Here is a 21584-nt window from a genome sequence, read left to right as displayed (position 1 = left end):
AGCCAGTACTGCGCGTCCTCGCGGTCCAGGCGGCGACCGGCGAGCCGGGGCAGCAGCCGGACCGCGGTGGCGTACCCCTCGGCGGCCACGTCGAACTGCCCGGCTTCGGCGGCCAGACCACCCCATCGGTCCGCACCTTCCGCCCGGCTCTCCACCGGTGATCCGGCAGACGCCGCGGCTTCCCGGTAACAGTCGAGTGCCTCGGTCAGCGCGTCGCTGTCGCCGAGGTGCCGGAAGCCGAGCGTCAGGACGCCGGCGACGAGGGTCAGCAGACCCGCCCGGGTGTAGGCGTCCCGCACGGGCCTGCGCGCCGCGCTCCGGGCCAGGCCGACCGCCTCCGCGAGGACCTGCGGATCAGGCGGCTCCCGTCGTGCGACGGCGGGTGCGACGGGGTTCGTGCACCAGTCGCTGAGCGCGGAGGCCAGGCTCGCGGCGTACCCGGGCCAGTGCGGGCTGTCCTGCGGAGTCGCGGCCACGGACGCGCGACGCGCGGCGATCGCGTTCCGCAGCGCGTTCCGGTCGCCGAACCTCTCGTACGCCATCCCCAGCACACCGCCGAGATTGGCCAGCCGCACCGCCCGGTCCGGGTCGTCGTCCGCCGTCACCTCCGCGGCCGCGCGGTGCGCGGCGATCGCCTCGTCGAGCACGCTCGCCTCACCCGTCCTGGTGAACCAGTCGGACAGCATGGTGCCGAGGTTGGAGAGCCGCTGGCCCTGCGCGGCGACCAGGCTCGCGCCGAGGCGGACGGACTCCCGCGCGCGGTCGACCGCCTCCGACAACACCTGCAGCTCGCCGGTCACCCGGAACCGGGTGTGCAGTACGACGGCGAGGATCCCGAGCGAACGCGGGTGGTCTCCCTGCCCGGCCGTGGCCTCGGCGGCACGGCGAGCGACGTCGATCGCGTCCATGACGTGGGCCAGGTCTCCGGTCGCGTGGAACAACGCGTTCAGGTTGACGACGAGGTTGCCCATGAACTGGACCCGCAGCGGATCGCCCGCCGACGTGCGGGCGACCGCCTCCCGCTCGACGGTGACGGCTTCCGCGAGCGCGGCGTGGTCCCCGAACTCTTCACCGCGGGTGGCCAGCGCCGTGGCGAAGTGGTCCAGCCGTACACCCCGGCGGGGGTGCCCGGCGGGAGTCGCCGCCGCCACCGAGCGCCCGAGCTCGATCGCACGCTCGAGCAGGGCCGGGTCCCGGGTCAGCTTGAACTTGGCGGCATACCGGCCGCACGCTTCCGCTTCGGTGTCGGCGCGTTCCCAGCCGTGGGTCGAGCGAGGCCCCTCGCCGGTGAGGGCGGCCCAGTCCCGTTCGGTGGTCGTCAGCTCGATGAGGTTCTGCGAGTGCCGCGGATCGATGACCGGAGTATGGGCCACCAGCGTCTGCCGGACCCGCAGCAGTTCGGACAGATCCTCCCGTGCTCCGCGAGCCCGGTAACGGTCGTCGAGAAGATACGCGAGGTTCTTCAGCCGGCCGAGCACGTCGGACGACCCGGCCGGCGTGAGCTCCACCGCTCGCCGCGCGGCGTCGACGGCTTCCTCCAGCACCGCGGTCTCCCCGGTGCCACGGAACCAGTCGCGCAGGACGACGGCGAGGAAGTGCAGGCTCCCGGCGGTGAGCACGTCATCGGGAGAGCACGCGACGGCGGCCCGAGCGTGTTCGACGGCTTCCCCCAGGGGCGCGAGGTCCTGCGTCACGGTGAACGCCGTCCGGAGCGCGACGACGAGGTTGCCCAGATAGAACGCCTTCTTCGTGGACGGTTCCTCCTCTACGGCCGTCCGGCTCCACTCCAGCGCTTCGGCCAGGGTTTCGCGGTCCTGGTTCCGCAGGAACGCGGTGTGCAGCAGCATGCCGATGTTGTTGGCGTAGTCGGCCGAGTCCTCCGGGCTTTCGTACGCCAGGAAGTAGGCCTCCGTGACCTTTCCGATGGCTTCCCGCAGGAACGCGAAGTCGCCGGTCTGGTGGTAGCGGGTCTGCAGCAGACCGCCGAGATCGGACAGGACCGAGCTGCGCTCGGCCACGTCCTCGTCGGCCGGCAGGGCACGGCCGAGACCGATCGCCTTCTCGACCGACGCGGGGTCCGCGCTGTGCCGGGCCACGCGGAACGCTTCCCAGAACCGCTCGACGTGGTCGTTCGCGGGTTCGCCGCCCACGCGTCAGTCCTCGGTGCCGTTCGAGGTGCCGGCCGGTCCGCCGGGCGCCTCGTCCGGCTCGGCGAGCTTGCGTTTCGGGGTGTAGCCGCGTTCCGCGGCTTCCTCCAGCAGTGCCGCCTCTTCGGGCGAGAGCTCGGGTTCGTGCGCCATCACCGCTCCTCATCCGGCACGGCCGCCGGTTCTCCGGTTTCGACGAACTCCAGTACGTCGAAGTCTTCCGCCCGCAGTCGCAGGCCCGCCGTTCCGTGCACGCGCGCGCCGAACGACCCGTCGGAACCCATCACGCGCGCCGATTCGAGGTAGAGCTCGGCCGGGTGGGGGTACGAGGAGGCGTACGACCGGTCGCCGTACCAGCCGCCCGCCCAGTTGCCGTCCTTGAGCCGCACGCGCACGAAGCACGGTTCGCGGTCTCGGAACGCGTGGTCCCAGGCGCTGGGCGTACGCAGGAACCGAGCCTTGCGCCGCTGTCGATCCACCAGGGAAACGGTGACCGCCGCCACGGCCGGCACGACGAGGAAGAGCACCACGGCGACGAGACCGACCACGCGCGGCCGCTCCACGAAGCCGTCCCAGCCGCCGCCGGCGCCCTGAGCCAGGCTGACCAGCGCCGGCCCCGCCACCACGGCGTACAGGGCGTCCAGCGCGATCGACGCGACGATCGCCCGCAGCACCCGTTCACCCAGATCACGCTCACCGGGCACCGGCCCGCGGCGGCGCTCCCGGACGAACTGGTAGGTGACCCCCGGCAGCACCAGAAGGACGAGCAGGGCGAGCTGCACGACGGTCGCAGGCGCCTGCACCTCACCACCCCCCTGGCTCACGGACTCCCTACGATCACGCTACTGGCTCGCCTGCTCCGCGGTCGGCGAAACACCGCTTCTCGCGGCTACCGGGAGGCGGCGGCCGGGGCCCCGCCCGCGCGCGTGACCAGGGTGCGCCGGCGGCTGCGTCGGTGAACGCATGCCATCCAGCCGCTGCCGCCGAGCCGGACGACGGGGCGGAGTGGGCGGCGGCGGGACCGTCCGTGGAGGTGATCGACGGGATCGCCCGGAGGTTCGCGAACAGTACGGGCCGCACGAGCCCATGGCGACGGCACTTCCGGTGAACCCGTGCGGTCCGCTACAGGTCACCGGTGCATCGTCCCGGCCCGCCGCCGGCAGAGGTAGAACAGCTCGGGATCGCCCTCATCGAGGCCGTGGAGAAGTCCGACTGGACTCCACCCGGCTCGTTGGAGGAGCCGCTGCATCGGCTGGTTGGAGACGTTGGTCGAGGTGAACAGCTTCGGGGTGGTGCATGAGGCGGCCACGGCGTCGAGCAACCGATGGCCCACACCTCGGCCGCGGGCGGAGGGCGTCACCATCAGCATCGTGACGAAGCCCTGTTCGAAGAACGTGTACTCAACCACGCAATAGCCGAGCGGGCCCGACGCATCCTCCGCTACGACCGCCAAGCCCTGCCGACACCACCTCCGGATGCTCGCCTGCCGTTCGTCGTCACCTTCGAGAGCGATCGTGTCGATCCCGATCAGCGTGTCCGCCTCCGACTCGCTCGCACGGCGCACAACGAACTCGCCCGGATCCACCGCATTCATGTGGTCATGCTGTCAGCTCACACAGGAGGCCCGCGCCCTGCATCCGCGCCCCTGCCGCGGACCGGGTCGTAGGACTCCCGAAGGCCGGGGCGGCGCCGCGGCCGGGGCGTCGGCGCCGCCCCGGGTGACCTCGGTTCACGACTTCACGGAGCTGAAGGTCGGTTCACTGGGATGTGTCGTGCGGAGACGAACCCTGTGCTCGGCGGGAAAGCCGGAGAACGCCACCAGTTCGTTCTGCGTCCGTAGGATGCCTGAATGCCCGAGCCGATACGGATGAGCCGCCGCACGTGTGCTATCGCGTGGGCGGTGCTGTGCGTGGCCGGCTTCGCCGCCACCGCCGGACTGAAGGCCGCCTCGGAATCTGGCCCGCGGCCCGAGAAGCCTGTCAGCGCCGAGTGCGGCGAGTACATCGCGTACATCGAAATGCAGCTGGGCAAGGCCAAGCTGGAAGGCGAGGGCGACCAGATACTGGCATTCTCGCGAGGCCGGTTCGTCGGCACCGCAGATGACTGCGGTGACGATCTCCGAGATCACTTCCGTGGCGATCGGTGAACGGTACCTGTCCCGCCGCGACGACGAACAGCGCAGTGGCCACACCGGCGATCGCGGCGGTGTCGTCGTTCGCGCCAGTGTCGGCGAGGGGTGTCTCCTCGCCCGTGATCGGGCGGGCGGCGTCGGTCTTCATGGTCTCGTCGATCCAGCCGGCGTACGCGGGCGCGCTGGTGTAGAGACCGGGGCCCTCCGAGCACGGCACGTCCGGGACTTCGGCACGGTGGCGATGGTGCACAGCCGCGTCGCGTCCGCGCGGCCCGGCGCGTACTCGGACGCGGCGCCCCTGCGCCGGCGACCCCGGTCAAGCCGACCGTGCACGCGGTGGCGAGAGCACCAACGGCGCCCATCCAGGCAACAGTAGGACGGCGCGGAGGCGTGAAGCTGAACACAGACGGTTCCCTTGATCGGTGAATCCCTACGCGTTCAGCCTCGTTGCCGGAAGTCCGCTGAACCATCCGGGCAACCGGCCGGTCGTTGCGGGGACAACCCCAGCTCAGAACCGCAAAGGGATGTCGCCACCTGAGTGCGGATCGGACCTGTGGCCGTACCGAGGTGCGGAGCCCCCCCCCGGGACGGCGCACCCGGGGCGACGGACGAACGCCGCGCCATCAAGATCCTCCTCAAGGCCTTACTCAAGCCCTGCCCTCTGGCGGACGGCCGCCACGGCGCGAAATATACCCCCGGGGGTAAGCGTGTTACGGTGAATTGCATACCCCGGGGGGTAATTTTTCGTCGGAAGGAGACTCCCGTGTTCTTCGTTGAAGCCATCGAGCTGGAGGGCTTGGGCAACCGCGGCTACGTGGCCGGTGGTCGGCACGCGGCGGTCGCGGTGGACCCGCCCCGTGACATCGATCGGGTGCTGGCCGCTGCGGCCCGGCGTGGTGTGGCGATCACCCATGTGGTCGAGACGCACCTCCACAACGACTATGTGACCGGCGGTCTTGAGCTGGCTCGTATCACCGGAGCCGCCTACCACGTTCCGGCCGGGGCGCACGTTTCGTTCGCCCGGACCGCCGTGTCCGACGGTGACACGATCGCCATCGACGCGGGACTGGTCCTGGCCGCGGTGGCGACGCCCGGGCATACGCCGCACCACATGGCGTACGTGCTGAGCGAGGCGGGCAGGCCCGTCGCCGCGTTCACCGGCGGCTCTCTCCTCATCGGTACGGTGGGGCGGCCCGATCTCGTGGAGCCGCGGCTCACCGATCGGTTGGCCCGAGCTCAGCACGCCTCCGCCCGCCGCCTCGCCGACGCCCTGCCCGATGAGACCGAGGTGCTGCCGACGCATGGGTTCGGCAGCTTCTGCTCGTCCGCCCAGGCCGACGGGGAGGCGACCACGATCGGCAAGGAGAAGGCGGTCAATCCGGCTCTCACCGTGGATGTCGACAGCTTCGTCGCCGAGCTGCTGGCGGGTCTGGAGGACGTGCCCGCGTACTACGCGCACATGAGCCCCGCCAACGCGGCCGGACCCGCGCCCGTGGACCTGACCGCGCCGGCCGTGGCCGACCCCCACGACATCGCCGCGCGGCTCGCGGCGGGGGAGTGGGTGGTGGATCTGCGCAACCGCGTCGCTTTCGCCGAGGGGCATGTCGCGGGTTCGTACAACTTCGAGGCGGACGGCAAGCTCGCCACGTACCTCGCCTGGTTGATCCCCTGGGGCAAGCCGGTGACGCTGCTTGCCGCGTCGGCCGAACAACTCGCCGCGGCCCAGCGGGAGCTGGTGCGCGTCGGCATCGACCGGCCGGCCGCCGCCGCGACCGGCGGTCCCGCGGACTGGCTCCGTGCAGGCGAGAGCGTCGCGTCCTTTCCCCGCGCCACGTTCGCCGAACTGGCCGGTCAGGAAAGGGGCCGGATCGTCGTGCTGGACGTACGCCGCTCATCCGAACGGGCGGAGGGCCGGATCGAGGGCTCGGTCCACATCCCGATCCACCAGATCCACCAGCGTATCGACGACGTGCCCGACGGCACGGTCTGGGTGCACTGTGCGGGCGGGATGCGTGCGGGTATCGCCGCGTCGTTGCTGCACGCGGCGGGGCGCGACGTGGTCGCCGTGGACGACGGTTTCGACGCGGCGGTCGTGGCCGGGCTGACCATCGTCACCGGAGAAGGGTGACGTCATCGATGTTTCTCTTCCGTGGACATGGACAACGCCTCTCCCTGGGCGAGGCGCGCGCCCGCACCGACGGGGAGCGGCCCGAAGCCGTTCTCCTGGACGTGCGGGAAAAGCCCGAGTGGCGCACCGGCCACGCTCCCGGCGCGGTGCACGCGCCGCTGACCGCCCTGGCCGCGGGTGCGGCGCTTCCGGCGGCGGCGCGGGAGAGGCCGCTGGTGGTGATCTGTCGCAGCGGGCACCGCTCGCAGCAGGCTGTGAAGCTCCTGGCCGAGCGGGGTGCGGAGGCGGTGGACGTCAAGGGCGGCATGATCGCGTGGGCCGCCGCGGGGCTGCCGGTCATCGACGAGCGCGGTGACGGCGGCTCGATAGCGTGAGTACCTTGGTTCTCGCCCTCGTCGCCGGGACGGTGATCGGGCTGGCGCTCGGCGCGCTCGGAGGTGGTGGCGGCGTTCTGGCGGTTCCGGCCCTGATCTACCTGCTCGGCTTCTCGGCGGCCTCGGCCACCACGGCCAGTCTGATCATCGTCACCGCCACATCGGCCACCGCGCTCTACGCGCACGCGAGAGACGGCGATGTCGCCTGGAGGGCCGGGGTGTTGTTGGCGGCGGCGGGAGTCCTCCCGGCGGCCCTCGCGGGAGCCGTCGCCGATCACCTGCCCGAAGCGGTCCTCACGACGGCGTTCGCGGTGATCGCCGCTCTGGCGGCGCTGCGGATGCTGCGGCCCTCTGTCGTCCAGCCGAAGGAGGGGACACAGCCTGGGAAGGCGGCCGTTACCGGCGCCGGTCTCGGCGCCGTGACGGGATTCCTCGGGGTAGGAGGCGGATTCCTCGCCGTGCCCGCCCTGGTCGGTGTCCTCGGCCTGCGGATGAAACAGGCCGTGGGTACCAGCCTCCTGGTCATCACCGTCAATTCCCTCGCCGCCCTCGCGGCCCGGTCGGGAACCGGCGACGACCTGCGATGGGAGGTGATCGCCCCGTTCGCCGCAGCGGCGATCCTCGGGGCCTGGGACGGCAAACGGCTGGCGGCGAAGGTCGCCGACGCCACGCTGCGGAGAGTCTTCGCGTACACACTGTTCGCGGTGGCGGCCTTCATGGTCGTCGACGTGGTCGCCTGAGCACGCGGGCCGCCCCGGCGTCAGGCGAGCGACAGGAAGAGCTTCTCGAGCCGGGCGCGCATCTCGTCCCGGGACTCACCGGAACGCCGGCCGTCCTCCACCTCGGTCAGACACTGCTGGAGCCCGGTGGCGATAATCGCGAACCCGGCCCGGTCCAGCGCCCGCGACGCCGCCGCCAGCTGGGTGACGACCTCCTCGCAGTCCCGCCCCTCCTCGATCATCCGGATCACGCCGGAGATCTGCCCCTGCGCCCGGCGCAGCCGGTTCAGGACCGCCTTGAGCTCCGCTCCCGCCAGTTCAAGCTCCATCATCACTCCTCATGAAATACCCCCAGGGGTAATGTACTCCCCTTGGGTGGGGACCCGACAGAAAAGGATGACACCTGCCATGACCACGCCCGCCGTCCTCGCGACTCACGAGACCCGCAGCCGCCTCCACGAGCTGACCGTCATCGACGTCCGCGCCCCCGGTGAGTACGCCGGCGGCCACCTGCCCGGCGCCCTCAACATCCCCCTGGACCACATCCGGCGGGCTCTCCCCGACATCCGGCAGGCCGCGGACCGCGGTGAGGTCCTGATCGTCTGCGCGTCCGGCGCCCGGTCGGAGAACGCCTGCCGCGTCCTCGCCGAGCACAACATCACGACCGCCACGCTCAGCGGTGGCACCAGTGCCTGGGCAGCCGACGGTCACGACCTGCACCGCCCCCAGGGTGCCGCTCGTGCGACCTGGGGCATGGAGCGGCAGGTCCGCCTCGCCGCCGGAACCGTCGTCCTCCTCGGCCTGCTCCTCGGTCTCCTCGTCCACCCCGCGTTCCAGCTCCTCTCGGCGGGCATCGCCGCAGGACTGGTCTTCTCCGCCCTCACCAACACCTGCGGCATGGCCGCCATGCTCGCCAAACTGCCCCACAACCGCACCGGCGCGGCCGACCTCGACGCCACCCTCGCGGCACTGCGCGGGCGCTGACCGGACTCGACGCCCCCCTGGGCGCGAGGGTGACGGGTGGTGCTGCGGAACATCTTCCGCTTCGGGACCGCCATGGGGGACCACCTCCGTCGTCGGCGTGGAGACGTACACGGAAATGACCGTCGTCACCCATGGTGGTGGGGGCGAGTCGGGGCGTGCGGCCGCCGTCCACAACACACGCTGCCGCGACCGCTCCCGCCGCGACACCGGCGCGACATGCGGTTCGGGTACGGTGCGTTGGGTTCGTGGGGTGGGCGAGAGGGAGAGCGCGTGAGCACGGTGGATGTCGCTGGGCCCGGCGCGGGCGGGATGCGGCGTCGGCTGGGTGTGTTCGATGCGGTGGTGATCGGTCTGGGGTCGATGATCGGGGCCGGGATCTTCGTGGCGCTGGGCCCGGCCGCGGAGGCCGCGGGTTCGGGGCTGCTGCTCGCCCTGGCCCTTGCCGCGGTGGTGGCCTACTGCAACGCGACGTCTTCGGCGAGGCTGGCCGCCCGCTATCCCCGGTCCGGCGGCACCTATGTCTACGGCCGCGAACGCCTGGGCGACTTCTGGGGCTACGTGGCCGGCTGGGCGTTCGTCGTGGGCAAGACGGCCTCCTGCGCGGCCATGGCCCTCACGGTCGGCGCGTACCTGTGGCCCGGTCAGGAGCAGGCGGTGGCGGTGGCCGCCGTGGCGGCGCTGACCGCGGTGAACTACGCCGGGGTGCAGAAGTCCGCGCGGCTCACCCGGGTCATCGTCGCGGTGGTCCTGACGGTGCTCGCCGCCGTGGTCCTCGCCGCCCTGACCTCGTCCGGCGCGGACGCCTCGCGGGTGCGTATCGGCGCGGACGCCGGCATCGGCGGGGTGGTCCAGGCCGCGGGACTGCTGTTCTTCGCCTTCGCCGGGTACGCCCGCATCGCCACGCTCGGCGAGGAGGTTCGGGATCCCGCCCGTACCATTCCGCGCGCCATCCCGATCGCGCTCGGCATCGCGCTCGCCGTCTACGCACTCGTCGCCGGCGCCGTACTGGCGGTGCTGGGCCCGGGCGGACTGGCGGACGCGACCGCCCCGCTGGCGGACGCCGTACGCGCCGCGGGGGCCGGCTGGCTCGTGCCGGTCGTCCGCGTGGGCGGCGCCGTCGCGGCCCTCGGCTCCCTGCTCGCCCTGATCCTCGGCGTCTCCCGCACCACCCTGGCCATGGCCCGCGACCGGCATCTGCCGTACGCACTGGCCGCCGTCCACCCCCGCTTCGGCGTCCCGCACCGCGCCGAACTCGCCGTCGGCGCTGTCGTCGCCGTGCTCGCCGCGACCACCGACGTACGCGGAGCGATCGGGTTCTCCTCCTTCGGCGTGCTGGCCTACTACGCCGTCGCCAACGCCTCTGCCTGGACGCTGACCCCCGAAGAGGGCCGACCGCACCGCCTCGTTCCCGTGGTCGGCCTGACCGGCTGCGTGGTCCTCGCCTTCGCGCTGCCCCCGGGCGCCGTGATCTCCGGTGCCGTGGTCCTCGCCGTCGGAGCCGCCGTCTTCGGTATCCGAAAGGCGGTCAGCGGCCGTACACGCCGCTGACCCGTAGGCCGGGTTTCACGTAGCGGGTGAGTCGCGGGCGGAGAGGTCCCGGCACGGAACTCCGGTCCGAACCCGCCGCCGCACACCGTCCATCAGCCGCCGACGGTTGTGGGCTGTCCCGTGACCCCTGACGGCGCACGGGGCGCCATACCCCTGCCGGGTATATCGTGGTTCGCGTAGGGCGGCGAAACCGCACTGGACGGGACGGGAGACGGCGACCATGGATCACGGCACGCACCACACCGGCACCGACCACGACCCTGGCGGGCAGCGGACGCACACGGGTCACGCGGGGCATCAGAAGGGCGGCGCGACGTGGGGGACAGCCGCGAAGGCGACGCTGCACTGTCTCACCGGCTGTGCGATCGGTGAGATTCTCGGCATGGTCATCGGCACCGCCCTGCTGTGGGGCAATGTCGAGACGATGATCCTGGCGATCGCGCTGGCGTTCGTGTTCGGCTACTCGTTCACGCTGTTCGCGGTCCGCAGGGCGGGGCTGGACTTCAGGACCGCGCTGAAGGTGGCACTGGCCGCCGACACCGTCTCGATCGCGGTGATGGAGTTCGTCGACAACGGCATCATCGCCCTGACGCCCGGAGCCATGGACGCCCACCTGTCGGACGCGCTGTTCTGGACGGCCCTGCTGGGCGGCTTCGCCGTGGCCTTCGTGATCACGACGCCGGTCAACAAGTGGATGATCGGCCGCGGCAAGGGTCACGCCGTCGTCCACGCCTACCACTGACCGCACCCCCGGCGCCGCGTCAGGCTCCGGCCGGGGTGTGCGTCTTGTCCTCCCGGGGGAGTGTGGGCCGGTCGGTGCGTCAGGCGCGAGGAACCCGATGGCGCGACGGGGCGGTTACGACGAGCAGCGGCCGCCCGCCGCGCCTTCGCCGTCGGCCGGTGCGTCGACACCGAGCTGGACCAGGGCGGGTTCCGGCGTCGCGCAGCAGCCTCCGCCGTCGGACTGTGCGGCGGCCGGGTCGTCGAAGAGGCCCGCCCCGCCGCAGACTCCGGTTTCGGGGAGGGTGAGTTCGACGCGGTCGGCGGCTTCCAGGTCGCCGGCGAGGGCGGCGGCCAGGGAGCGGACCTGCTCGTAGCCGGTCATGGCGAGGAAGGTCGGGGCGCGGCCGTAGGACTTCATGCCGACCAGGTACACGTCCTTCTCCGGGTGGGAGAGCTCGCGGTGCCCGTGCGGGTAGACGGTGCCGCAGGAGTGCTGGTTGGGGTCGATCAGCGGTGCCAGTTCCGTGGGGGCCTGGAGTCGCTCGTCCAGCCCGAGACGGAGCTCGTCGAGGAAGCCGAGGTCGGGGCGGAGGCCGGTCAGCACGATGACTTCGTCGACCGGGTCCAGGCGGCGCCCGTCCTCGTCCACCAGGACCAGGCGGCCGTCGGCGGCCCGTTCGATCGCTTCGGTACGGAAGCCGGTCACCGCGTCCACGTACCCGTCGTCGACAGCGGCCTTCGCCGCGAGTCCGAGCGCCCCGCGGGCGGGCAGCTGGTCGGCGTCGCCCCCGCCGAACGTGGAGCCGGAGATACCCCGGCGCAGGACCCACACCCCCTTCGTGCCCGTGCCGTCGTCGGACACGGCGAGGTCGGCGAGGGAGGCGAGGGCGGTGAAGGCGGAGGCCCCGGAACCGATGACAGCGGTGCGACGCCCCGCGTAACGGGCCCGGACGGCCGGGTCCTTGAGGTCGGGGACGCGATAGGTGATCCGGTCGGCGGCGGCCTTCTCGCCGAGGGCGGGCAGGCCGCCGGCGCCCGCGGGGGACGGTGTGGACCAGGTGCCGGAGGCGTCGATGACGGCGCGGGCGAAGATCCGCTCCTCGTGGCCGTCGGCGTGGGCGATGTGCACGACGAACGGCTGCTGGTCGCGGTCGGCGTCCACGATCCGGTCGCGGCCGGCGCGCGAGACGCCGGTGACCCGGGCGTCGAGCCGGACTCGGTCGCCGAGCACGTCGGCGAGTGGCTGCAGATACTGCTCGGCCCAGTCCCCGCCGGAGGGGTAGGCCGCCGGGTCGGGCCGCGTCCAGCCGGTGGGGGCCAGTAGCTTCTCGGCGGCCGGGTCGACGACCTCGCCCCAGGTGGAGAAGAGCCGCACGTGTGACCATGCGCGCACCGCGGCGGCGGCGGTGGGCCCGGCTTCCAGGACCAGGGGCTCGATGCCCCGGTCGATCAGATGGACTGCGGCGGCCAGACCGGTGGGTCCGGCGCCGATCACGACGACGGGCAGTTCGTTGGTGACGGGCGCGTTCACGGCGACGACTCCTTGGTTGTTTCGACATCTGTCGATGGCTTGTGCGGCCCAGAATGGCACTTATATCGACAGGCGTCAACATAGATGCCTACCGAAATAGCGATGTCCCGTGCGGCGCTCCGTGATCCTCGTCGGGGGTGGCCGGGTGGGATCGCCGCGGTCCGCCTTCCGGCTCGCCTTCGCCCGACCCATGTGCGGGACGGCCCCTGGCCGCCCTGGTTTGACGTGTGTCAACATAGACGTATGTCGAATGCGAAGGTGCTGCCGCTGATCGAGCCCGCCGACGGCGAGGGCGTGGTGCCGTGCTGCCCACCCCTGACCGAGCGCCCGATGACCGCCGAAGAGGCACAGGCGGCCGCGCGGATGTTCAAGGCGCTCGGCGACCCGGTGCGGCTGCGGCTGTTCTCCGCGGTGGCCTCGCACGAGGGTGGGGAGGCATGCGTGTGTGACATCTCCGACGTCGGCGTCTCCCAGCCCACCGTGTCCCACCATCTGAAGAAGTTGAAGGAAGCCGGACTTCTGACGTCCGAACGGCGCGGCACCTGGGTCTACTACCGGGTCGAACCGTCGGTGCTGGCCGGGATGGGCAGGCTGCTGACGCGGCCCGCCGCCGCCTGACCGCCGGGTTGACGGGAAGGGGGGTGCGGTGAGCGAGGTGTCGGGCGTCGTGGTCGTGCCGCTGACCGCGGACCACGCCGAACAGGTGCTGGCGATCTATCGGGCGGGTATCGACGAGGGCAACGCCACTTTCGAGGCCGACCCGCCCGACTGGGAGCGTTTCGACGCCGCGAAACTGCCAGGCCACCGTTTTGTCGCCCTCGGCGGACACGGTGAGGTCCTGGGCTGGGTGGCGGCCGGCAGGGTTTCGGACCGGTGCGCGTACGCGGGTGTCGTCGAGCACTCCGTCTACGTCGACCCCGCCGCGCGTGGCCGTCGGATCGCAACCGTCTTGCTGAGGGCGCTGGTCGACTCCACGGAGCAGGCCGGGATCTGGACCATTCAGGCCGGGATCTTCCCGGAGAACACCGCCAGCCTCGCCGTTCATGAGCGGGCGGGTTTCCGGGTCATCGGCATCCGCGAGAGGATCGGGCGCCACCGCGGCGTCTGGCGCGACGTCGTCCTCGTCGAGCGCCGCAGCCCCGCTGTCACGTGACGGTCGGTTCAGCCGTGCGACGGGAGAGGGCGATCACCATGGCCGAGTCCCCCGGCAAGCCGTCCGTCTGGTTCGTCCGCGTCCACAACGCCGGCCGCTCCCAGATGGCCGCAGCCTGGCCGGCCCACCTGGCCGGGGACCGCGTCGAGGTCCGTTCCGCGGGCTCGAACCCCGGAGACCTCGACGGGAAGCTGGAGGACCCGGCCGGTCAGGGCGTGGCCGCCGTCCGCCCGATCCGCGACGAGACCAAGACCCTCGTCGAGGATCTGATCGCCGAGATCGCGCCCCAGGTGTTCTGGGCAGGCGGCCGGCGGCTTGCGGCCGATGTCGGGCGTCCTGTGGGGTGCATGGTCGTCCAGGGCCGGCCAGATGCACCGGGTGGCCGTGGTGTCGTACGAGAACCTGGCGGGCTGCCCGGCGGCCCTCCGCGCCTGACTGCGGGACCGCGGCGTCGACTGGGCGCCCTTCGCCGGGGATCTCGCCCGTTCGGTCTCGCCTGCGGCGTCGGCGCTGAAGGGCACCGGCGCGGTCAGTGCGTCGTCCGGGTTCGCGCGGACGCGTTGCGCGGCCTGGGTCTGCGCCACGATCGGCCGGCCGCCGTGATCATCGGCCCCTCTCCGTCCGGCTGATGGCACGCCGCCGTCGAGCGCAACGCCGAACGGCGCGTCGGGTGCTGACGGCCCCTCCGGCCGCGCTCTCTCCCAACTTTGTTCCCACGCTGCCCCTTTGGAGGCCACCGGCCGGGTCGGCCCGCTCCCTCTCGCAGTCGGCCGACAGAACAATGCGTCGCCCTTTTCGTGTTATTTGGGGTGAATGGGGACATCGGCCCGTAGGTTGGGGAGAAACGCCACCCGTGTGGCGTCCCGTGTCCCCCGACCCGGAACCGGCCCGGTGCCGGGCGGCCGCCGTTCCACCGGCCGCCCGGCGTCCCGCGCCGCAGGTCATGAACGAGGAAAGGCAGGGCAGGTGAACGTGCTGGGGATCATCGCCTCCGCTGTGGCCGCGCTGTTCATCACGGTCGCACTCGCCAAGGGCGCCCGCCGTGCGGCGCTCCGCCCCCACGCCCAGGACGAACCGGGCGGACGTGCGCCACGATCCGAAGCACTGCGCAGGACCGGCGGTACGGCGGTCGTGCTCGGCGTCGGCACGGCTGTGGGCGCGGCCCTGTGGCTCGGCGCGGCGGACGACTCCGCGGGCTCCGTCGCGGGTCTGCTCGCCGGGGCCGGGATCGTCGCCGCTCTCGGGCTCGTCCACGATCTGAAGCCGTTCAGGGCCGTCCTCCGCCTCCCCGTCCAGACGGCCGCCGCGGTCCTCGTCGTCTGCCTCGCCGGACTGTCACCGGCGGCGGGCGTCCTGGCCGTGCTCTGGATCGTCCTCGTCACCAACGCGTTCGCCCTGCTCGACCACGCCGACGGACTGTTGACCGCCGTCGGCCTGGTCACCGCCGCCGGGCTCCTCGCGTGCGCCGCCGTCGGCGGGGGCCCCGCCCTCGTGCTGTTTCCGGCGACCTTGGTGGCGGGGCTGGCGGGCTTCCTGCTCCACAACTGGCACCCCGCCCGCCTCCGGCTCGGCGCGTCCGGTGCGCAGTTCACCGGATTCGCGCTGGCCGCCTCCGGCGCGCTGATCCAGGCGGCCACCCCGTCGGGCCGCGCCGCCTGGGCCGCGCTGCCGGTCCTGGCGACGGTGGCCCTCGCCGACACCGCCCTGGTCCTGATCTCCCGCCGCCGCGCCGCGCGTTCCCCGCTGCGCGACACGGACGACCACATCGCGCACCGGCTGCGCCGGGTCCGCGTCACCGTGCCGGGCACGGCGGTCCTCCTGGCTCTGTGGGCGGCCGTTCCGGTCACCACCGCGACACTGGTGTACGCGGAACTGCTGCACCCCGCGTTCCTCCTCCTGCCGCTGGCCGGGACGGCGGCCGCCGTGTACGCCCTGCTGAGGATCCCGGCGTACGCGCCGCCCCGCACGGCCCCGCCCCGTACCGCCGCCCGGCGCACCGCGGCGCACGCCACCGGCGCCGCGATCCCCTCCGCCGCCTCCGCGTCGGGTGTCACGGGTCCGGCTCCCGGGAAGGGCACTCCTTCCGGGCTGTCTCTTATACACATCTNATACGAGATCTGATCCGGTCGGCCTTGCCAGCCCGCTCAGAGATGTGTATAAGAGACAGGGTGTCACGGGTCCGGCTCCCGGGAAGGGCACTCCTTCCGGGACCGCCAGGACCGCCGCGGGGCGTCCCACCGTGCCGCCCCCGCCCACCGGCCGGTCCGCCGCCGCGGTCGCCGCCGAGCGGAGCTGACGCCGCCCGGCCCGTGGTCACCCCCGCAGCCGGCCGAGTGTGGCGCGGGCCGCGGTGCGCGCGTACGGGGAGAGCATCAGATACGGCGCCCACGGCCAGGTGTGCCGCAGGCAGTACACCCACCACGGGCGGAGCGGCAGCTCCTGTACGGAGGTCACACGGCGCAGCGCCTCCCGGACGCCGATCCCCGGCTCCCGGGACCCGGGAGCGTCCGGTCCACCCCCGCACGCACCGGCGTGCCCCGGGGCGACGAACGCGGTCACCCCGGCCCGCCGCGCGCGGCAGCCGTGGTCGTAGTCGCCCAGCCCGTGGCGGAAGACCTTGTCGGGGTCCCCGACGAGGTCGTACACGGCACGGGGCACCAGGACCACGCGCCCGTCGTACGTGTCACAGGGCTCGGGTCGGTGCGCGCCGGGCTCGACGAGCGCCAGGGACCGGCCCCGCCGACCGGAGTACACCGTGTCCCCGTACGTGTTCCGCACCGCGCCCACGACGACGGCCCCGGGCCCGGCCGCCCCGGCCGTGCGCAGGAGGTTCGCGAGGGCGCCCGGGAACAGTTCGACCCCGTCGTCGAGCCAGAGCTGATGCGTCCACGCATGGGTCGGCCCGCCGGGCGCGCCGCTGAGCGGACCGCCGCCCCCGCCGCCACTGCGGCTGTTGCGGCTCGCGATGCGCAGCGCCAGGTTGCGGGGGACGCCCGCGTCCACCGACATGACCTCCACCGCCGGATGCCGCAGCCGGACCGCCTCCGGCGTACCGTCGGTGCTGCCGGTGTCCACGAGGTGCACGCCGAGCGTCGTCGCGGCGGGGAGCCCGCGCTGCTCCTCCAGGGCGCGCAGTGCGGACAGCGTTCGCGCGCGGCGGTCATGACTCGTCATCAGCACGGCCAGGTGAACGGAGTGCACAGCGGGCTCCTCAGCTCCTGAATCTCATCATTCACGCATAAAAGCTGATATTCCGCATAGGCTGGGCGAGTGAGCGCCGAACCGACCGCGAACCCGCTCGGACCGCCGTGGGGATCCGCCTCCCCCCGCGGGTGCGGCCGTCTCGTGCCGGTGGCCGCCGTCCTGCTGGCCGTCCTGTGCGTGACGACGGTCGCCCTGACCGCGACCGTCCGGTCCACGGTCGCCTCGCCCGGCTTCTACCAGGCGGTGCTGGACGAGGAGTCGGTTTACGACCGCCTCTATGGCGAGGTGTTCGTCGACCCGGAGATCTCGCCCGTCACCCGCGACCTGCTCGCGCACCTGCCCGTGCCCGAGGCGTTGGTGACGTCGAACATCAAGGTCGTGCTGCCGCCCGCCACGGTCCGGGCCCTCACCGACCAGCAGATCGAGGCGGTGACCGGCTATCTGCGTGGCGACCGTGACGAGCTCCGGCCGACCGTCGACCTGGCCCCGGTGCTGGAGAACCTCGTCGGCCTCGCACGCGTCTACCTCGGCGACCTGGTGGCCGGCATCCAGGGGAGCGACCAGCCGGACTTCGAACGCTTCACCGCCGACCTCGCCACGGCGCTCGACGCCCTGGAGGAGGGCCGTGCCCCGGACCTGCCCACGCTGCCGCTCACCGAGGACCAGGCCGACCGGGCTGCCGATGCCCTCCTCGCGGCGGTCCCGGAGCGGGAGCGGACGGCGCTGCGCCCCGAGATCGAGGTGGCCCTGGCGGAGGGAGACGTGTCGACCGCGCTGGCGGCCACCGCCGCCGCCGCGCTCTCCGACGGATCGCGGACCGCCGCTGCCGACCTCCGTACCACCCTTCAGGACGGTACGTGGGACCTCACCGGCACCCTGACCACAGCCGGAATGGACCTCACGGCCCTGGAACGGGCCCGTGACGCCATCACGCTCCTGACCCTGATCCAGGTACTCGCCCTCACCCTCGCACCGGCCGCCCTCGCGACGCTCTGGTTCACCGGTCCCACCGCCCCGGCCCGTCGGCTGATGCGACTGGGGCAGGCGCTCGCCTGCGCGGGAGTCCTGACCGCCGGGGCCGTGCTCCTGGCCCGCCTGATCACCGGGGGGCGCCTCGTCACCACACCGTCCTCCTGGGCCCCGAGCGTCAGCGCGCTCGTCGACGACCTCCAGCGCAACGCCGTGAACCAGGCGGTGGCCACCGGGCTGAGCGCCGCACTCGCGGCCCTCGCCGGCGGCGTGCTCCTCACAGGCGTGGGCTGGGGGCTGCTGGTGCGCCCGGGCCGGATGCCGACCCCGACCGCGGTGCGGACGACGGCGGCGGGCGTGGCCTGTGCCGCACTGGCCGGCGTACTGCTCGTGCCGCCCGTGTTCGGCCCGTCCGCGCCCCGTCAGTGCCTGGGCGGCAGCCACCTGTGCGGACTGCGCTACGACGAAGCCGCCTACCTCACCTCGCACAACGCCATGTCCACCACCGCGGACCGGTTCATCGGCCCCCTCCAGGATCCCGACATCACCACGCAGCTCAACACGGGTGTCCGGGCCCTCCAGCTCGACACGTACCGCTGGGAGCGCCCGCAGGACATCGCCGGGCGCCTGGACTCCTCCGAATTCACCCCCGAGCAACGGCGTCTGATCTCCAGCGCCATCGACCGGGCCAATCCGCCGCGCGAGGGCCTCTGGCTCTGCCACGGTGTCTGCCGCGCCGGGGCCATCGAACTGGTGCCGGCCCTGGAGGACATCGGCGACTGGCTGCGCGCCCACCCCACCGAGATCGTGACGCTCATCGTCCAGGACGACATCAGCCCCGAGGACACCGAGGAGGCGTTCCGCGCCGCCGGTCTGGAGGACCTCCTCCACACCCCCTCGGCGGACCCGGACGCTCCGTGGCCCACCCTGGAGGAAATGATCGACAGCGGCCGCCGACTGGTGGTGTTCGCCGAGAAGGCCGACGGCCCCGCGCCCTGGTACCGCAACTTCTACCGGTACGGGATGGAGACCCCGTTCGCCTTCCGGAGCCCCTCAGAGATGACGTGCGCTCCCCACCGGGGCGGCACCGGGAAACAGCTCTTCCTGCTCAACCACTTCATCACGAACGCGGGCGGCAGCCGTCTGGACGCCGGGCGCGTCAACGCCCGCGACTGGGTCCTGGAGCGTACCCGGGCCTGCGAAGCGGAACGTGGCAGTCCGGTCACCTTCATCGCCGTCGACTACACAACGGTCGGCGACGCGCTCGGTGCGGTGGACGAGCTGAACTACCAACGGGCAGAACGTAACTGATGACCCGTCACCAACAGGGGGCTCCCGGCCGACGTGTCCGCCGTCCGAAACCCCGGGGGAACCGTGTCGGGAGCGTGAGAGGCTACGTTCCCAGCGGCTCCCCACCGTGCGGACGGAGCCGGACCACTGCCGACAGATCGGGAAACACCGCCCATGACGCATCCGAGCGACCCCGCACCGCACGGTGCTCCCGCCGCCGTCCCCGCCCCCGGCGACGGGCGCCGACAGCAGGGCGCGGGCCGTCTGCTGGCCGTGAGCGACCTGCACGCCGCGGTCACCGACAACCGGCCGATCGTGGAGTCCCTCCACCCGGTGTCCGACGCGGACTGGCTGATCGTCGCCGGCGATGTGGCGGAGCGGCCCGAGGACATCCGGTGGGCGCTCGGCCTCCTCGCGGAGCGCTTCGCCCACGTCATCTGGACCCCCGGCAACCACGAGCTGTGGACCCTGGGCAAGGACCCGGTCCGGCTGCGCGGCCAGGCCCGCTACGACCACCTCGTCGAGCTGTGCCGGGACCTCGGCGTGACCACTCCGGAAGACCCGTTCCCGCTCTGGCCGGGCCCGGACGGACCGGTGGCGATCGCGCCGCTGTTCCTCCTGTACGACTACACCTTCCGCGCTCCGGGAACGCACACGAAGGAGGAGTCGCTGGCCGTCGCGCACGAGTCCGGCATCGTCTGCAACGACGAATACCTCCTGCACCCGGACCCCTATCCGACGCGGGACGACTGGTGCCGCGCCCGGGTCGCCATGACCGAACGCCGGCTCGCGGAGCACGACCCCGAGATACCCCTCGTCCTCGCCGGGCACTGGCCGCTCGTCCGGGAACCCACGTCGGTGATGTGGTACCCGGAGTTCGCCCAGTGGTGCGGCACCGAACTCACCGCTGACTGGCACCGCCGCTTCAATGTCACCGCCGTCGTCTACGGCCACCTCCACATTCCCCGTACGACCTGGTACGACGGGGTGCGCTTCGAGGAGGTCTCCATCGGCTACCCCAGGGAGTGGCGCGAGCGGGGACACCCGCGCGGCCTGCTGCGGCAGATCCTCCCCTACGAGGGCGAACCCGCCCCACCGGCCCGGACCGAACCGTCCGCACAGCGGCGCACCCCCGGAGGCTCCTCGTGATCGAGCGACTGCTGCCCGCCGACGTCTCCTGTGCGGCCACCCGCGCGGAGACCGTCCCCGACGGAACCCTCTTCCCGGAGGAGGCGGCCCTGGTCGCGAAAAGCGTGGCCAAACGCAGGAACGACTTCGCGACGGCCCGCGCCTGCGCCCGGCGCGCCATGGCCGGACTCGGCCTGCCGCCCGTGGCGGTGCTCCATGGTCACCGGGGACGACCGCTGTGGCCCGAGGGGATCGTCGGCAGCCTCACCCACTGCGAGGGGTACCGGGCGGCCGCGCTGGCCCGTGCGGCGGACGTGCTGTCGCTGGGCATCGACGCGGAGCCGCACGCCCCGCTCCCCACCGGCGTACGGGAGTTGGTGACGCTGCCCGCGGAATGCGAGCGGATCGGTCCGCCCGCGCCGGACGGCACGGGTGAAATCCACTGGGACCGTGTCCTGTTCAGCGCCAAGGAGAGCGTCTTCAAGACCTGGTACCCGATCACCGGGGTCGAACTCGACTTCGTTCAGGCGGATCTGACGTTTCACCGGGCAGATGTTCCGGGCGGCGATGACGGGCTTCGAGGCGGTACCGCCGCCGAGGGCACGTTCACCGCGCGTCTGCTCCTCACGGACCCGGCCCTGCCGACGACGCTGCACGGGCATTGGCGGATCGAGGACGGCATCGTCGCCACGGCCGTGCTGGTCCGGCCCGACTGGCGCGAGAGCGAAGGGGCGTGACGGCCGGTCAGCGGGTTGTCAGGGTGCGGGGGAGGAGGCGTCGTGATCGCGTAGGCCGTCCTCCGTGCGGCGTGCCGCGTCGCCGACGATCCGTTCGAGGCCCTTCCGCACGTCGTGTTCCGTGCTCCCGTGCGGTGCGAACGCGGACACCGTGAGCACGAGGTCGCCGTTCCACAGGAGGAGGGTCCGGCCGGGCCGGCCCTGGTCGTCGGCCGGTATCGCGTAGGCGGCGTCGTGGAGCTTCTCGGGCCCGCGCCCGTGGGCGCGGTCGAGGTCCTCCTTGACGCGGTACGCGTGACGCGCGGACTCGGAGTCCTCGTACACCGAGGCCCTGGTGATGAGCTTCCAGAGCGTGCCGTCGGGGGCCTTCAGGTCCGCGAGGCAGCCGGTCTGCCGGTAGAGCGGCCGCGCCCCGTTCTCGCCGATGTCCTCCCGGGCGTCGGAGGAGGCGGAGTCGGTGGTGCCGCCGAGGGTGAAGCCCTCGGCGGGCGCCGCGTCCGTGAGGAGATCGCACGGCCTGCTGGTCCAGCTGTGGGTTCCCGGTGGGGGAGCGGCCTGATCCGCCGCCTTCCCGTTCCTTCCGTCATCGCCGCCGGAGCAGCCGGCCGCAACCGCCACCGCCAGCCCGATGAGCGCGGCCGACCGCGCCCGGGCTAATGCGGCACTCCTGGATCCGTGCATCTCCCACCCCTTCGTCCTGGAGGATCCATTGTCCGATGCCCGTACCGGCGGGTAAAGGAGACCGGGCCCGCGCCGAGGGGCGCGGGCCCGGCCGGCGGCGCGGGGCGACTCAGGAGCGGGCGGCTCCGGGGCCGAAG

The 21584-nt window shown here is 72.5% G+C and carries 22 protein-coding genes and 2 pseudogenes; 16 read left to right on the top strand and 8 right to left on the bottom strand.

The annotated features are described in order from the left end of the window. The 4 genes and pseudogenes from CR470_RS22285 to CR470_RS22275 form a co-directional block, all read right to left on the bottom strand. Window positions 1–2150, bottom strand: a pseudogene (locus CR470_RS22285) (CHAT domain-containing protein); the annotation flags it as partial. Between the two features lie 3 nt (window positions 2151–2153). Continuing rightward, entirely contained in the window at window positions 2154–2300 is a 147-nt protein-coding gene (locus CR470_RS39670; protein ID WP_179892343.1) for a hypothetical protein, read from the bottom strand. Next, window positions 2300–2971 carry a DUF6338 family protein gene (locus CR470_RS22280; RefSeq protein ID WP_257138875.1) on the bottom strand — a complete coding sequence of 224 codons (672 nt, stop codon included), beginning with the start codon at window positions 2969–2971 and terminating at the stop codon, window positions 2300–2302. The genes CR470_RS39670 and CR470_RS22280 overlap by 1 nt, the downstream gene beginning before the upstream one ends. Window positions 2972–3276: 305 nt before the next feature. Beyond that, entirely contained in the window at window positions 3277–3741 is a 465-nt protein-coding gene (locus tag CR470_RS22275) for a GNAT family N-acetyltransferase (protein WP_097869321.1), read from the bottom strand. Window positions 3742–3996: 255 nt separating this feature from the next. Between CR470_RS22275 and CR470_RS22270 the strand changes: the two genes are divergently transcribed. From CR470_RS22270 to CR470_RS22250, 5 genes are all read left to right on the top strand, one after another. Continuing rightward, on the top strand, window positions 3997–4293 hold the full coding sequence (locus tag CR470_RS22270) for a hypothetical protein (RefSeq protein WP_097869320.1): 297 nt from the start codon (window positions 3997–3999) through the stop codon (window positions 4291–4293). Beyond that, entirely contained in the window at window positions 4290–4469 is a 180-nt protein-coding gene (locus CR470_RS40075; protein ID WP_218923775.1) for a hypothetical protein, read from the top strand. The genes CR470_RS22270 and CR470_RS40075 overlap by 4 nt, the downstream gene beginning before the upstream one ends. Window positions 4470–5041: 572 nt before the next feature. Further along, complete coding sequence (locus CR470_RS22260; RefSeq protein WP_097869319.1) at window positions 5042–6406, top strand: MBL fold metallo-hydrolase; 1365 nt, start codon at window positions 5042–5044, stop codon at window positions 6404–6406. 8 nt (window positions 6407–6414) lie between these two features. After that, window positions 6415–6780, top strand: a complete 366-nt coding sequence (locus CR470_RS22255) for a rhodanese-like domain-containing protein (RefSeq protein WP_097869318.1) — start codon at window positions 6415–6417, stop codon at window positions 6778–6780. Then, window positions 6777–7520, top strand: coding sequence for a sulfite exporter TauE/SafE family protein (locus CR470_RS22250; protein WP_097869317.1), 744 nt, complete (start codon window positions 6777–6779; stop codon window positions 7518–7520). The genes CR470_RS22255 and CR470_RS22250 overlap by 4 nt, the downstream gene beginning before the upstream one ends. 20 nt (window positions 7521–7540) lie before the next feature. On the opposite strand, the gene CR470_RS22245 is transcribed toward CR470_RS22250, so the two are convergent. Then, the gene (locus CR470_RS22245) at window positions 7541–7828 is read right to left on the bottom strand and encodes a metal-sensitive transcriptional regulator (RefSeq protein ID WP_097869323.1); all 288 of its coding nucleotides are present in this window, start codon (window positions 7826–7828) and stop codon (window positions 7541–7543) included. A 79-nt stretch (window positions 7829–7907) separates the two neighbouring features. Here CR470_RS22245 and CR470_RS22240 point away from each other — a divergent pair, with 79 nt between their 5' ends. The 3 genes from CR470_RS22240 to CR470_RS22230 all read left to right on the top strand — a co-directional run bounded on the left by CR470_RS22240 (window position 7908) and on the right by CR470_RS22230 (window position 10773). Further along, entirely contained in the window at window positions 7908–8483 is a 576-nt protein-coding gene (locus tag CR470_RS22240; RefSeq protein ID WP_097869316.1) for a rhodanese-like domain-containing protein, read from the top strand. A gap of 309 nt (window positions 8484–8792) precedes the next feature. Then, window positions 8793–10031 carry an APC family permease gene (locus tag CR470_RS22235; RefSeq protein ID WP_097869315.1) on the top strand — a complete coding sequence of 413 codons (1239 nt, stop codon included), beginning with the start codon at window positions 8793–8795 and terminating at the stop codon, window positions 10029–10031. Window positions 10032–10251: 220 nt separating this feature from the next. Then, on the top strand, window positions 10252–10773 hold the full coding sequence (locus CR470_RS22230; protein ID WP_097869314.1) for a DUF4396 domain-containing protein: 522 nt from the start codon (window positions 10252–10254) through the stop codon (window positions 10771–10773). A gap of 114 nt (window positions 10774–10887) precedes the next feature. Here CR470_RS22230 and CR470_RS22225 read toward each other — a convergent pair whose 3' ends face one another. Further along, window positions 10888–12285, bottom strand: a complete 1398-nt coding sequence (locus CR470_RS22225) for an NAD(P)-binding domain-containing protein (protein WP_097869313.1) — start codon at window positions 12283–12285, stop codon at window positions 10888–10890. 243 nt (window positions 12286–12528) lie between these two features. Between CR470_RS22225 and CR470_RS22220 the strand changes: the two genes are divergently transcribed. The 5 genes and pseudogenes from CR470_RS22220 to CR470_RS38845 all read left to right on the top strand — a co-directional run bounded on the left by CR470_RS22220 (window position 12529) and on the right by CR470_RS38845 (window position 15734). Continuing rightward, window positions 12529–12903 carry an ArsR/SmtB family transcription factor gene (locus tag CR470_RS22220; protein WP_097869312.1) on the top strand — a complete coding sequence of 125 codons (375 nt, stop codon included), beginning with the start codon at window positions 12529–12531 and terminating at the stop codon, window positions 12901–12903. 37 nt (window positions 12904–12940) lie between these two features. Further along, the gene (locus CR470_RS22215) at window positions 12941–13438 is read left to right on the top strand and encodes a GNAT family N-acetyltransferase (RefSeq protein WP_373561435.1); all 498 of its coding nucleotides are present in this window, start codon (window positions 12941–12943) and stop codon (window positions 13436–13438) included. Between the two features lie 38 nt (window positions 13439–13476). Then, window positions 13477–13728 (top strand): annotated as a pseudogene (locus CR470_RS22210) (phosphotyrosine protein phosphatase); the annotation flags it as partial. A 523-nt stretch (window positions 13729–14251) separates the two neighbouring features. Continuing rightward, window positions 14252–15559, top strand: coding sequence for an MraY family glycosyltransferase (locus tag CR470_RS22205; RefSeq protein WP_441350780.1), 1308 nt, complete (start codon window positions 14252–14254; stop codon window positions 15557–15559). Between the two features lie 31 nt (window positions 15560–15590). Continuing rightward, entirely contained in the window at window positions 15591–15734 is a 144-nt protein-coding gene (locus CR470_RS38845) for a hypothetical protein (protein WP_257138874.1), read from the top strand. Window positions 15735–15751: 17 nt separating this feature from the next. Here CR470_RS38845 and CR470_RS22200 read toward each other — a convergent pair whose 3' ends face one another. Beyond that, the gene (locus tag CR470_RS22200; protein WP_097869309.1) at window positions 15752–16639 is read right to left on the bottom strand and encodes a glycosyltransferase family 2 protein; all 888 of its coding nucleotides are present in this window, start codon (window positions 16637–16639) and stop codon (window positions 15752–15754) included. Between the two features lie 69 nt (window positions 16640–16708). Here CR470_RS22200 and CR470_RS22195 point away from each other — a divergent pair, with 69 nt between their 5' ends. The 3 genes from CR470_RS22195 (at window position 16709) to CR470_RS22185 (ending at window position 20766) form a co-directional block, all read left to right on the top strand. Further along, window positions 16709–18922, top strand: a complete 2214-nt coding sequence (locus tag CR470_RS22195) for a hypothetical protein (protein WP_097869308.1) — start codon at window positions 16709–16711, stop codon at window positions 18920–18922. A 153-nt stretch (window positions 18923–19075) separates the two neighbouring features. Continuing rightward, a complete protein-coding gene (locus tag CR470_RS22190; RefSeq protein WP_097869307.1) occupies window positions 19076–20050 on the top strand; it encodes a metallophosphoesterase family protein in 975 nt (324 codons plus the stop codon). Then, window positions 20047–20766: a 4'-phosphopantetheinyl transferase family protein gene (locus CR470_RS22185; RefSeq protein WP_097869306.1), complete on the top strand. Its 720-nt coding sequence runs from the start codon at window positions 20047–20049 to the stop codon at window positions 20764–20766. Before CR470_RS22190 ends, CR470_RS22185 begins: the two co-directional genes overlap by 4 nt. Window positions 20767–20784: 18 nt before the next feature. Here the strand turns inward: CR470_RS22185 and CR470_RS22180 are convergent, their stop codons facing one another. After that, a complete protein-coding gene (locus CR470_RS22180; RefSeq protein WP_097869305.1) occupies window positions 20785–21447 on the bottom strand; it encodes a hypothetical protein in 663 nt (220 codons plus the stop codon). Window positions 21448–21584: the final 137 nt, after the last annotated feature.

The organism is Streptomyces sp. rh34, assembly GCF_002551245.1.
Taxonomy (GTDB): Bacteria; Actinomycetota; Actinomycetes; order Streptomycetales; family Streptomycetaceae; genus Streptomyces.
This window is presented reverse-complemented; position numbering and strand designations above follow the sequence as displayed.